9 protein-coding genes are annotated in these 12918 nt (G+C 70.7%); 8 read left to right on the top strand and 1 reads right to left on the bottom strand.

Annotated elements, in window-relative coordinates:
• Positions 1-8: 8 nt before the first annotated feature.
• The 3 genes from BLT99_RS08590 (at position 9) to BLT99_RS08580 (ending at position 3445) form a co-directional block, all read left to right on the top strand.
• Positions 9-725, top strand: coding sequence for a sigma-70 family RNA polymerase sigma factor (locus BLT99_RS08590; protein WP_269457010.1), 717 nt, complete (start codon positions 9-11; stop codon positions 723-725).
• Positions 722-979 carry a zf-HC2 domain-containing protein gene (locus BLT99_RS08585; protein ID WP_092671030.1) on the top strand — a complete coding sequence of 86 codons (258 nt, stop codon included), beginning with the start codon at positions 722-724 and terminating at the stop codon, positions 977-979. Before BLT99_RS08590 ends, BLT99_RS08585 begins: the two co-directional genes overlap by 4 nt.
• A 96-nt stretch (positions 980-1075) precedes the next feature.
• On the top strand, positions 1076-3445 hold the full coding sequence (locus tag BLT99_RS08580) for an MMPL family transporter (RefSeq protein WP_092671027.1): 2370 nt from the start codon (positions 1076-1078) through the stop codon (positions 3443-3445).
• 103 nt (positions 3446-3548) lie between these two features.
• On the opposite strand, the gene BLT99_RS08575 is transcribed toward BLT99_RS08580, so the two are convergent.
• Positions 3549-7415, bottom strand: a complete 3867-nt coding sequence (locus BLT99_RS08575; protein WP_092671024.1) for a multifunctional oxoglutarate decarboxylase/oxoglutarate dehydrogenase thiamine pyrophosphate-binding subunit/dihydrolipoyllysine-residue succinyltransferase subunit — start codon at positions 7413-7415, stop codon at positions 3549-3551.
• A gap of 131 nt (positions 7416-7546) precedes the next feature.
• Between BLT99_RS08575 and guaB1 the strand changes: the two genes are divergently transcribed.
• From guaB1 to BLT99_RS08550, 5 genes are all read left to right on the top strand, one after another.
• Positions 7547-8986, top strand: a complete 1440-nt coding sequence (gene guaB1, locus BLT99_RS08570; protein ID WP_092675913.1) for a GMP reductase — start codon at positions 7547-7549, stop codon at positions 8984-8986.
• A gap of 57 nt (positions 8987-9043) precedes the next feature.
• Positions 9044-9523 carry an ArsR/SmtB family transcription factor gene (locus BLT99_RS08565; protein ID WP_092671021.1) on the top strand — a complete coding sequence of 160 codons (480 nt, stop codon included), beginning with the start codon at positions 9044-9046 and terminating at the stop codon, positions 9521-9523.
• 506 nt (positions 9524-10029) lie between these two features.
• The gene (locus BLT99_RS08560) at positions 10030-11361 is read left to right on the top strand and encodes a hemolysin family protein (protein ID WP_092675911.1); all 1332 of its coding nucleotides are present in this window, start codon (positions 10030-10032) and stop codon (positions 11359-11361) included.
• Positions 11358-12395, top strand: coding sequence for a hemolysin family protein (locus BLT99_RS08555; RefSeq protein WP_092671018.1), 1038 nt, complete (start codon positions 11358-11360; stop codon positions 12393-12395). The genes BLT99_RS08560 and BLT99_RS08555 overlap by 4 nt, the downstream gene beginning before the upstream one ends.
• A gap of 97 nt (positions 12396-12492) precedes the next feature.
• Positions 12493-12915, top strand: a complete 423-nt coding sequence (locus tag BLT99_RS08550) for a VOC family protein (protein WP_092671015.1) — start codon at positions 12493-12495, stop codon at positions 12913-12915.
• The last annotated feature ends 3 nt before the right edge of the window (positions 12916-12918 follow it).

The raw sequence follows: 12918 nt of genomic DNA, 5'->3' as shown, positions 1-12918 counted from the left end.
GGAAGGAGATGGTGCGCGTGTCCGTAGCGGTGCTCGAGCGCCCGGCCGGCTTGCAGGCCGACGATCTAGGATGGCCCCTGATGAGCGCCGATGACACTGCGACCCCGACCGAGGCATCGGTCGACGACGAGACGCGCGACCTCGGCGCGCTGTTCGAGGAGCAGGCGCTCCCGTTCATCGACCAGCTCTATGCGGCGGCGCTCCGCATGACGAAGAACCCCGCCGACGCGCAGGACCTCGTGCAGGAGACGTTCGTGAAGGCGTACGCGGCGTTCGCGTCCTTCACGCAGGGCACCAACCTCAAGGCGTGGCTCTACCGCATCCTGACGAACACCTTCATCAACACGTACCGCAAGAAGCAGCGGGAACCGTACCAGGGCACGATCGACGACCTCGAGGACTGGCAGCTCGGCGGTGCCGAGTCGACGACCGCGACCGCGAGCCGGTCGGCCGAGGCCGAGGCGATCGACCACCTGCCCGACTCCGCCGTCAAGGATGCGCTGCAGGCGCTGCCCGAGGACTTCCGCCTCGCCGTGTACTTCGCCGACGTCGAGGGATTCTCCTACCAGGAGATCGCCGACATGATGAACACCCCGATCGGGACCGTGATGAGCCGCCTGCACCGTGGCCGGCGACTGCTGCGCGAGTCCCTCGCCGACTACGCCCGCGAGCGCGGCTTCGCCGCAGCGCAGCCGGCGGCACGAACCACCAGGAGCGCGAAATGACCGACTGCGGCTGCGAGAAGGCCAGGGCCGAACTCGAGGAGTACCTCCACAACGAGCTGTGCCGCGAGGATGCCGCCGACATCCGCGAGCACGTCGAGAACTGCGCGGACTGCCGTGCGGAGCTGCGGGTCGGCGTCACCATCACCGAGGTCGTGCAGCGCGCGTGCCGCGAGAGCGCACCCGAGGAGCTGCGCGCGCTCGTGCTCACGCGCATCCGCACCGTCCAGTCGGGGCACGGCGCGCTGGTCGACTGACCTCGCCGCCGGGGCGACCGGCGCCCGTCGACGCCGTGCGGGTCCGAACTTTCGATTGACGCGCGTCGCGGCATCCGCCTCGTAGCGTCGAGGACGATGAACACGACTGCTGCCTCCTCCCGGGCGACCGGGCGCGTCCCGGCGTGGCTCCGGGTCCTGATCCCCACCGTCCTCATCCTCGTGTGGTTCGCGCTGTTCGGCGCGGGCGGCGCCGCGTTCGGAACCCTCTCCGACGTCCAGCAGAACGACCAGGCGTCGTTCCTCCCCGCGTCGGCCGAGGCGACCGAGGTGAACGAGCTCCAGGACGGGTTCCGCGACTCCGACAACGTGCCGGCGATCGTCATCGTCGCGAGCGACGACGGGTCCGACCTGACCGCGGCGCAGCTCGATGATGTCGAGGCGCTCCGCGACGGCATGCTCGACATCGACGGCGTCGTCGCCGACGAGACCTCACCGCTCATCCCGTCCGACGACGGCGAGGCCGCGCAGTTCGTCGCTTCGATCGCGCCGGGCGACGGCGAGGCCGGATCGGGCGCGGTGGTCGAGGAGATGCGCGCGCTGGTCGCCGACCAGCCGATCGACGGCACGACGGCAGCGGTCACCGGGCCCGCCGGCTTCACCGCCGACCTCGTCGAGGCCTTCGCCGGCATCGACGGACTCCTGCTCGCCGTCGCGCTCGCGGCGGTGTTCGTCATCCTCATCGTCGTCTACCGGTCGCCGCTGCTGCCGATCATCGTGCTGTTCACGAGCCTCACGGCGCTCACGGCCTCGGTGTTCACGGTCGTGCAGCTGGCGAAGGCCGGCGTCCTGGTGCTCTCGGGCCAGACGCAGGGCATCCTCTTCATCCTCGTCATCGGCGCCGCGACCGACTACGCGCTGCTCTACATCGCGCGCTACCGCGAGGCGCTCGGGCAGCACGACCGCAAGTGGGATGCGACGTGGGCCGCGCTCTGCGGTGCGTGGGAACCGATCGCCGCCTCGGCGGGCACGGTCATCGTGGGCCTGCTGATCCTCCTCGCGAGCCAGCTCAACTCGAACAAGGTGCTCGGCCCGGTCGCCGCCATCGGCATCGCGTTCGCGCTGCTCGCGGCGCTCACGCTGCTGCCCGCGCTCCTGCTCTGGGCGGGTCGCGTCGCGTTCTGGCCGCGACGCCTGCCCCGAGCGGATGTCGCGACCGACGCGGACGCGACCTCGGCCGACCACGGCCGGCACGCCACCGTGCTCGACCCGTCGGTCTCGGGGGAGCGCGGGCTCTGGGGCGCGATCGGCCGCCTGGTCGCCCGCCGCCCGCGCACGGTGTGGATCATCTCGACGCTGCTGCTCGGCGTCATGGCGCTCGGACTCGCGCGACTCGACGCCGACGGCGTGCCGTCGAGCGAGTTCGTGCTCGGCGAGTCGCAGGCGCGCGACGGGCAGGCGCTCGTCAGCGAGCACTACCCCGGCGGATCCGGCACGCCCGCCGTGATCATCGGTCCGGAGGACGAGCTTCAGGCGATGGCGGACCTCGCGCTCGACACGCCCGGGGTCGCCTCCGTCGCGGTCGTCTCATCCGAGTCGCCTGCCGGCAGCGCACCCGTGACCGAGGACGACATCCAGGCGTTCGGGCCGCCCGGCACGCCGGCGCCGGACCCCACCGTCGTCGACGGCACCGTCCTGGTCCAGGCGACCCTCGACGACCCGGCCGACTCCGCAGAGGCCGAGGCCACGGTGAGCGAGCTCCGCGAGCGCCTCGACGACGTCGGCACGGACGTGCTCGTCGGCGGACCGACGGCCGTGGCGCTCGACACGAACGCGGCGGCGGTCGCCGACCAGCGCCTCATCATCCCGCTCGTGCTGCTCGCGATCCTCCTGATCCTCATGCTCCTGCTGCGGTCGATCGTCGCGCCGCTGCTGCTCATCGCGAGCGTCGTGCTGTCCTTCGCGGCCGCGCTCGGCGTCTCCGCACTGGTGTTCGAGTACGTCTTCGGATTCCCCGGTGCCGATCCGTCCGTCCCGCTCTTCGGGTTCGTGTTCCTCGTCGCACTCGGCGTCGACTACAACATCTTCCTGATGACGCGGGTACGCGAGGAGTCGGTCGCGCATGGCACGCGCGAGGGCATACTGCGCGGACTGCGGCTCACCGGCGGGGTGATCACGTCCGCGGGACTCGTGCTCGCGGCGACGTTCGCCGCACTGGGCGTGCTGCCCATCCTGTTCCTCGCGCAGATCTCGTTCATCGTCGCGTTCGGCGTGCTGCTGGACACGTTCCTCGTGCGCACGCTGCTCGTGCCGGCGGCGGCCTACGACATCGGCCGTGCGATCTGGTGGCCGAGCCGGCTCGCCCGACAGGATCGGACGCACGGGGTGCACGCCGCCCCCGCGATTCCCGGCGCGACGACCGGCTCGCCGGACGACGCCGGCGGCGTGGCCGACCAGGACGACCTCGAACCGGATCCTCGGGATCGGACGACCGTGCCGACCACATGAGGCCCCCGGGCGCGGTGCATCGTCCCCCCGCGCCGCGCCCGGTCCGGAACGACGAACGAGCGGATGCCCGAGGGCATCCGCTCGTCGTCGTGCCGACTCTGCGCTAGAGCGTGAGGGCGCGGCGCACCAGGTCGGCCTGCTCGACCGCGTGGCGCTTCGCCGAGCCCGTGGCGGGCGAGGCAGCCGCAGGGCGGGCGACGACGCGGACCTCTCGCGGGCCGAGCTTGTTCGTCTCGATGATGAAGAACGGCCACGCGCCCTGGTTCTCGGGTTCCTCCTGCGCCCAGATCAACTCGGCGTTCGGGTAGTCGTCGGCCACGGCCTTCAGCTGGGCGCCCGGCAGCGGGTAGAACTGCTCGAGGCGCACCACGGCCACCTCGGGGTTGGGGTTCTTCTCGAGCTCGGCGATGAGGTCGTAGTAGAACTTGCCCGAGAGGAAGACGACGCGCTTGACGGCCTGCTTGTCGGTGATGCGGGCGTCGTCGATGACGGGCTCGAAGCGGCCGCTCGTGAAGTCGGGGACCTCGCTGGTCGCGCCGCGCAGGCGCAGCATCGCCTTCGGCGTGAACACCACGAGCGGACGTCGCGGCCGGGCGTAGGCCTGGCGGCGCAGCAGGTGGAAGTACGACGCCGGGGTCGACGGGCGCGCGACGGTGATGTTCTGCTCTGCCGCGAGCTGGAGGTACCGCTCGATGCGGGCGCTCGAGTGATCGGGGCCCTGACCCTCGTAGCCGTGGGGGAGCAGCAGCACCACGCTCGAGCGCTGGCCCCACTTCTGCTCGGCCGACGAGATGAACTCGTCGATGATCGTCTGCGCGCCGTTGGCGAAGTCGCCGAACTGCGCCTCCCACATCACGAGCGCGTCGGCCCGTTCGACGGAGTAGCCGTACTCGAAGCCCATCGCGGCGTACTCGCTGAGCAGCGAGTCGTAGATCCAGAACCGCGCCTGCTGGTCGGAGAGGTTCTGCAGCGGCAGCCACTCCTGGCCGTTCACGCGATCGTGGAGCACCGCGTGACGCTGCACGAACGTGCCGCGTCGGGCGTCCTGGCCGACGAGTCGCACCGGGGTGCCCTCGAGCAGGAGCGAGCCGAGCGCGAGCAGCTCGCCGAACCCCCAGTCGACGTTGCCGTTGCGGCTCATGTCGACGCGCTTGGCGAGCAGCTGCTGGATCTTCGGGTGCACCGTGAAGCCCGCGGGCTTGTTGTTGAAGGCGTCGCCGATCGCGTGCACGACCTCGGTCGAGACACCGGTCGTCTCGAGCTCGCCGGAGACGACCTCGGGCTCGCGCACCGACTCGGTCGCACCGACCACGGGGATCGCGCCGGTCTGCACCGCGTGCGTCTCGGCGAACGCGCGTTCCAGGCGGTCCTGGAAGTCGCGGTGCGCGTTCTCGTACTCCTCCTCGGTGATGTCACCGCGACCGACGAGGGCCTCGGTGTACAGCTTGCGGACGGAGCGCTTGGCCTCGATGAGGTTGTACATGAGCGGCTGCGTCATCGACGGGTCGTCGCCCTCGTTGTGACCGCGGCGCCGGTAGCAGACGAGGTCGACGACCACGTCGCGCTTGAACTCCTGGCGGTAGCGGAACGCGAGTTCCGCGACGCGCACGACCGCCTCGGGGTCGTCGCCGTTCACGTGGAAGATCGGCGCCTGGATGGCCTTCGCGACATCCGTCGAGTAGATCGACGAACGGGCGTCGCCGGGGACGGTCGTGAAGCCGACCTGGTTGTTGACGACGAGGTGGATGGTGCCTCCCGTGCGGTAGGCACGCAGCTGCGACATCTGCATCGTCTCGAACACCACGCCCTGGGCGGCCATCGCGGCGTCGCCGTGGATGAGGATCGGCAGCACCGAGAACGTGCCGATGGGCTTGCGGTCCTGCTTGGCGCGGACGATGCCCTCGAGCACGCCGTCGACCGCCTCGAGGTGCGAGGGGTTCGCAGCGAGCGAGACCGGGACCTGCTGGCCGTCGTCGGCGGTGAACGTGCCCTCGGTGCCGAGGTGGTACTTGACGTCGCCCGAGCCCGAGAAGCCCTTGGTGTCCTGGGTTCCCTCGAACTCGCGGAACACCTGGCCGTACGTCTTGCCGGCGATGTTGGTGAGCACATTGAGCCGCCCGCGGTGCGCCATGCCGATGGCGACCTCGTCGAGGCCCTCCTTCGCCGCACCCTGCAGCACCTCGTCGAGCAGCGGGATCATCGACTCGCTGCCCTCGAGGCTGAATCGCTTCTGGCCGACGTACTTGGTCTGCAGGAAGGTCTCGAACGCCTCGGCCTCGTTGAGCTTGCCGAGGATGCGCATCTGCTCGTCGTGCGTGGGCTTCTCGTACTTGCGCTCGACCTGGTGCTGGATCCAACGGCGCTGCACGGGGTCCTGGATGTGCATGTACTCGATGCCGATGGTGCGGCAGTACGAGTCGCGCAGCACGCCGAGGATGTCGCGCAGCAGCGCGGTGCGCTTGTCGCCGAAGCCGCCCGTGACGAACTCGCGGTCGAGGTCCCAGAAGGTCAGGCCGTGGCTCTCGATGTCGAGGTCGGGGTGCGAACGCTGGACGTACTCGAGCGGGTCGATGTCGGCCATCATGTGGCCGCGGACGCGGAAGGAGTTGATGAGCTCCTGCACGCGCGCGGTCTTGTCGATCGCGCTGGCGATGTCGACGGAGATGTCCTCGTTCCACTTGATCGGCTCGTACGGCAGTCGCAGCGCCGCGAAGATGTCCTGGTAGAAGTTGCGATCGCCGATGAGCAGCTCGTGCACCTTCTTGAGGAACTCGCCCGAGCCCGCGCCCTGGATGACGCGGTGGTCGTAGGTCGAGGTGAGCGTGATCGTCTTGCCGATCGCGAGGTTCGCGAGGGTCTTCTCGCTCGAGCCCTGGAACTCGGCCGGGTACTCGAGGGCGCCCGCGCCGATGATGCAGCCCTGGCCCTTCATGAGTCGCGGCACGGAGTGCACCGTTCCGATGCCGCCCGGGTTGGTGAGCGAGATCGTGGCGCCCTTGAAGTCGTCGGCCGTGAGCTTGTTGCCCCGGGCGCGCGACACCAGGTCTTCGTAGGCCGTGAGGTACTCGTTGAACGTCATGGTCTCGGCGCGCTTGATCGCGGGCACGAGGAGCGCGCGGCTGCCGTCGGGCTTGGGCAGGTCGATCGCGATGCCCAGACCGATGTGGGCGGGCTTGACGAGGCTCGGCTTGCCGTCGACCTCGGAGTAGTAGACGTTCTGGCTCGGGAACTCCTTGAGCGCCTGGATGAGCGCCCAGCCGATCAGGTGCGTGAACGACACCTTGCCGCCGCGCGAGCGACGCAGGTGGTTGTTGATCACGATCCGGTTGTCGATCATGAGCTTCGCCGGCACGGTCCGCACGCTCGTCGCGGTGGGGACGGTGAGCGATGCGTCCATGTTGGCCGCGAGGGTCTTCGGCAGGCCCTTGAGCGGGACGACCTCGTCCTCGCGCTCGCCGGCGTCGGGTTTGGGCTGCGGGCTCGTGACGGGCACGTCGGCCGGCACGGGCGCGGTGCGCGGGGCGACCGACGTCGTGCGCGCCGCGGGCGCCTGGCCGATCACGGCGCTCGGCGCGGTCGAGGGGGAGGTCGCGGGCGGCTGGGTGGGCTGGGCCGCGGGCTGCGCAGGGGCCGGCGCCTGCGTCGGGGCCGGAGCGGCCTGCGCCTGTGCCGGAGCGGGCTGCGCCTGCGCCGGGGCCTGCGTCGGGGCGGGGGCCGCGCCATCCGTGCCCTCGCTCGCGGCACGCAGCACCTCGGCCTCGTCGGGCATCGACGCCGGTGCCTGCGGAGCCGGGGCGGCCTCACCCGTGCGGACCCGGCGGTAGTGCTCGAGCACCGGGCGCCAGGTCTCGTCGACGGATTGCGGGTCGGCGAGGAACCGCTCGTACATCTCGTCCACGAGCCACTCGTTGGCTCCGAACTCCGCCGACGTCGTCTCGTCGGATCCCGACCCGGTCAATTGGCTCGACACAGCCTCTCGCCCACTCTCTCCGTTGATGTTCGCTCACGTGGCAGCGCGGCGCGCAGCTGGTCGCGCGGCGCCCACACAAGCCTAAACCCCTTCCGGCGGGGCCCGGCACCGCGCAGGGTAGCGTGAACGACATGCAGTTCTACCGCACGACGCCGCGGCACGACCTCACCTACTCCGACGTCTTCCTGGTGCCCAGCCGGTCCGGGGTCACGAGCCGCCTGGACGTGTCGCTGGCGCCCGACGACGGGTCCGGAGCGAGCATCCCGATCGTCTCGGCGAACATGAACTCCGTCACTGGCCCGCGCCTCGCGGCCACGCTCGCGCGCCGGGGTGGCATCGGCGTGCTTCCGCAGGACCTCCCGCTGCAGGACCTCGACGAGGCGATCCGCTGGGTGAAGTCGCGGCCGTCGGCCTACGACGTGCCGCACGCGTTCTCGGCCGACCAGACGGCCGCCGACGCGCTCGAGGTCCTGCCGCCCGTCGAGGGGCACGGCATCGTGCTGCACGACGGCGACGGCGCGTACGCGGGCACCATCCCCGCCGCGCGACTCGCGACCGCGCTACCCGACGCCCGGCTCGGCGACCTCGTGCACGGCGCCATCCCGTCGCTCGACGCCGACGACGTCGACACGCCCCGCCGCGCGTTCGACCTCATGGTCGACGCCGGCATCGACTTCGCGCCGGTGCTCGAGCACGGCCGTGTCGTCGGCACGCTGAGCCGGCGCAGTGCCCTGCGCGGCACCGTCTCCGAGCCCAACACGGATGCCTCGGGGCGGCTGCGGGTCGCGGCCGCCGTCGGCATCAACGGCGACGTGGCGGCGAAGGCGCGAGCGCTGGCCGCGGCGGGTGTCGACATGCTCGTGGTCGACACGGCCCACGGCCACCAGGAGGGCATGATCGCCGCGGTGCGCGCGGTGAAGGCGGCGGGGCTCGGCATCCCGATCGTCGCCGGCAACATCGTGACCGCCGACGCGGTCGCCGATCTCGTCGACGCGGGCGCCGACGTGCTCAAGGTGGGCGTCGGACCGGGCGCGATGTGCACCACGCGCATGATGACGGCGGTCGGCCGTCCGCAGTTCTCGGCGGTGCTCGAGACGTCCGAGGCGGCGCGCGAGGCCGGCGCGGCGGTCTGGGCCGACGGGGGAGTGCGCTATCCGAGGGATGTCGCCCTCGCGCTGGCGGCGGGCGCGGCATCCGTCATGATCGGCTCTTGGTTCGCCGGCACGATCGAGGCGCCCGGAACGCTGCGACGCGACCTCGACGGGCGCGTGTACAAGGAGAGCTGGGGCATGGCCTCGACCAAGGCCGTCAAGGAGCGCTTCGGACGCCTCTCGGCGTACGAGCTGGCGCGCAAGGAGCTGTTCGCCGAGGGCATCTCGTCGTCGGCCATCTACCTCGACCCGCTGCGCCCGTCGCTCGAGGACCTGCTCGACATGATCACCTCGGGCGTGCGGAGCTCGTTCACCTACGCCGGTGCGCGCACCTTGCCCGAGTTCCGCGAGCGCGCCCTCGTCGGCATCCAGTCCGCCGCGGGCTACGAGGAGGGCAAGGCGCTCCCCGTCAGCTGGTAGCACGTCGCCTGTGGATGAAGCGGTCTCGCCGCTGACGGGACTGGCTACGCTCCGGGCATGACGAAGGCGCCGCATCCCGCCCATCCGTTCGCGATCCTCGCCGACCCGGTGCGCCGGCGCGTCGTCGAAATTCTCGCCGTCGGCGAGCATTCGGCCGGAACGTTGTGCGACGTGATCTCATCGGAGCACGGGGTCTCCCGTACCGCGGTGAGTCACCATCTCCGAACCCTGCGTCGACATGGTGCGGTCTCGTCCGCTGTTGATCCCGTCGAGCCGCGATCGAGGGCGTATCGGCTGAGCGCCGACTTCCTCGCCCGTCTCGACGAGGAGGTCGAACACCTCTTCCGCCTCTGGGACCAGCGGTACGGAACCGCCGAACGTCGTGCCCCACTGGTCGATCCGCCTCGGTCGCGACGCGCGCGGCTCCATCGGTTCGGTGTCGCGGCGGAGCATCGGGCGGCGGAGCGAGCCGCGGAGTGGGGACGGGGTGCCGCGCTCGCCGCTGACCGCGACCGGACCGTTGGCCGACCCGCCTGACCCGTCCGCTCGACGCCGGGTCGACGACGGTTTCCGGCTCGCTCGTGTGAGCGCAGCCTCACATGAGGCCGTGTGACATGAGCGGGTGAGGTGAGTGGCGCCACGGTCGGATGGCGGCGGCGTGACTCATGTGAGGCCGTGTTGACATGAGTGGGCGCGGTGAGTGGCGTCGTCGTCGATCGCGTGCGGCGTGCCTCGTGTGAGCGCGCGCTGACACGAGTGACGCCGTGGGGCCCAGGAGTGGGATCGCCCGTGTGAGTGGGGCCTCATGTGAGGCTGCATCGACATGAGCCGATCGAAGACGATCGCCGGCTGGCGAGGCGAGGGGCGGACCGAGGGCGAGGAGGGAGTCCGTGCGCGAAACGCACCGGCGCCACGTTACAGGGGTGTGACGGCTCGGCGCCTGCGCAGCATGCGTCGATATACTGGGCCGACCATGGATGACCCTCCCTCTGCGACTTCCCCTGGCCATAGACCCTCGCCCGTGACCGAACCGGGTGGTGCAGATGTCTGAGTGGATCCTCCTCGGCATCGGACTCCTCCTCACGATCGGCACGGGCTTGTTCGTCGCGAGCGAGTTCGCGCTCGTGAACCTCGACCGGTCCGACCTCGAGGCGCGCCGCGCGCGGGGCGAGACCCGGCTCGGCATGACGATCGAGGCGCTCAAGATCACCTCGACGCACCTGTCGAGCGCGCAGCTCGGCATCACGCTCACGACCCTGCTCACCGGCTACACGATGGAGCCCGCGATCTCGTCGCTGCTCGCCGAGCCGCTGCGCGCCCTCGGGCTTCCCGAGGGAGCCATCCGGCCCGTCGGCGCGACCACCGCGATGATCGTGGCCACGCTCCTGTCGATGATCATCGGCGAGCTCGTGCCCAAGAACTTCGCGCTCGCGCTGCCGCTGGCGACCGCCAAGATCGTGATGCCGTTCCAGTCCGCGTTCACCTGGGTGTTCCGCCCGGCCGTCGCGGTGCTGAACGGCAGCGCCAACGGGCTGCTCCGGCTCATCGGCATCGAGCCGAAGGAGGAGCTGTCGGGCGCGCGCTCAGCCGAGGAGCTGTCGTCGCTGGTGCGCCGCTCGGCGAGCGCCGGCCTCCTCGAGCAGGACACCGCGACGCTGCTGGGCCGGACGCTGCGCTTCTCCGAGCACGACGCGTCCGACGTCATGACGCCGCGGCCCCGCGTGGCGGCCGTGCAGCGGACCGAGCCGACCGAGGCCGTCCTCGAGCTCGCCCGGCAGACCGGCTTCTCGCGATTTCCCGTCTACGACGAGGACCTCGACGACGTCGTGGGTCTCGTGCACGTCAAGCAGGCGGTCGCGGTGCCGCGCGAGAAGCGCGGCGACGTGCCCGCCTCGGCGCTCCAGACCGAGGCGCTCCGCGTCCCCGAGACCATGAAGCTCGACATGCTGCTCGGCGAGCTCCGCGGCCGCGGCTACCAGATGGCGGTCGTGGTCGACGAGTACGGCGGCACTGCCGGTGTGGCGACCCTCGAGGACCTCGTCGAGGAGCTGGTCGGCGAGGTGTCCGACGAGCACGACCGGACGCGCGCCGGCGTGGTCCGCCGCGGGGAGTTCGTGAGCTTCCCCGGCATCCTCCGACCCGACGAGCTGCTCGATCGCACCGGCATCCGGGTGCCCGAGAACGGCGCATACGAGACCGTCGCCGGGTACGTGATGGCCGCGCTCGGCCGCATGCCGGTCGTCGGCGACGAGATGGACGTGGAGGGCGGCCGCTTCCGCGTGCAGCGCATGGACGGCCGGCGCATCGACCGCATCCAGTTCACGCCCGCGACTGCGCGAACCCATGCCGACTCGGTGACGGAGGTCGAGCGATGAGCGACTGGGCCGGACTCGCCTGGCTGTTCGTGCTGCTGCTCGGCAACGCCTTCTTCGTCGGCGCCGAGTTCGCGGTCATCTCCGCGCGGCGTTCCCAGATCGAGCCCCTCGCCGAGAAGGGACGGCGCAGCGCCAGGACCGCCCTGTGGGCGATGGAGCATGCCACGCTCATGCTCGCCATGAGCCAGCTCGGCATCACGATCTGCTCGCTGCTGATCCTCACCGTCTCCGAGCCCGCGATCCACCACCTGCTCGAGGTCCCCCTCGCGGTCACCGGCTGGTCCGAGGAGGTCGTCTCCACGATCGCCTTCGTCGTCGCGCTCGTGCTCGTGTCGTACCTGCACGTCGTGCTCGGCGAGATGGTGCCGAAGAACCTGTCGTTCTCGCTGCCGGATCGCGCGGTGCTCGTACTCGCTCCGCCGCTCGTCTTCGTCGCGCGGATCTTCCGTCCGGTCATCGTCGCGCTCAATGCGACGGCCAACGGCGTGCTGCGCCTGTTCGGCGTCGAGCCGAAGAACGAGGCGACCTCGACGTACACGCTCGAGGAGGTGCAGACGATCGTCGACCAGTCGCGCCGCGAGGGCGTGCTCGAGGATGCGAGCGGCACGCTCTCGGCCGCGTTCGAGTTCACGACCAAGCAGGTGCGGGATGTCGCGGTGCCGATGTCCGAGCTGGTCTGCCTCCCCGCGGAGGCGACGCCGGCCGACGTCGAGCGCGCTGTCGCGCGCCGCGGCTTCTCGCGGTACGTGCTCGCGGGCCCCGACGGCGAGCCCGACGGCTACGTGCACCTCAAGGACGTCATCGACCTCGACGAGGACGAGTTCGACGACCCACTGCCGCCCAAGCGCGTGCGGCGACTCGTGTCGATCTTCGCGGGCACCGATCTCGAGGATGCGCTCGCGACCATGCGACGCCAGGGCGCGCACGTCGCGAGGGCGTTCGACGACCAGGGCGCCACCACCGGCGTCATCTTCCTCGAGGACATCATCGAGGAGCTCGTCGGCGAGGTCGAGGACGCCACTCGGCGAGGCTGAGACCGCTGCGGCCGGGCCGGACGCCACCCGGAGGGGAGGCGCGGCCCGAGCCGGGTGCGGCGTAGACTTCGCGCGTCACGAGAACCGAGGTGCACTCATGTTCGAGAATTCCATCGCTCTGGCCACCCTCGCCGCCTCCGACCAGGAGCGCGCACGCAAGTTCTGGAAGGACGTGTTCGGGCTCGTGCCGGTGCGCAACGACGGCATGGCCGACTTCTACGTCATCGGCGGTGTGGGCGTCCTCATCTACGAGTCCCAGTTCGCGGGCACGAACAGGGCGACGGCGTTGTCGATCCTGACCGACGACCTCGATCGGGACATGGCCGCGCTCCGTGCGAAGGGCGTCGAGTTCCACGAGTACGACCTGCCGGGCATCAAGACCGAGAACGGCGTCGTCGAGATGAACGGCGAGCGCGGAGCGTGGTTCGACGACAGCGAGGGCAACATCATCTCGCTCGCCCAGCCCAACCAGATGTCGATGGATGAGGCGAGGGCCGTGATGGCCGACGCCCGCCTCTGATGC

Origin of the sequence: Agromyces flavus, assembly GCF_900104685.1 — a bacterium.
Lineage (GTDB): Bacteria > Actinomycetota > Actinomycetes > Actinomycetales > Microbacteriaceae > Agromyces > Agromyces flavus.
The sequence above is the reverse complement of the archived record's forward strand: the minus strand, read 5'-3'. Positions and strand labels throughout refer to the sequence as shown.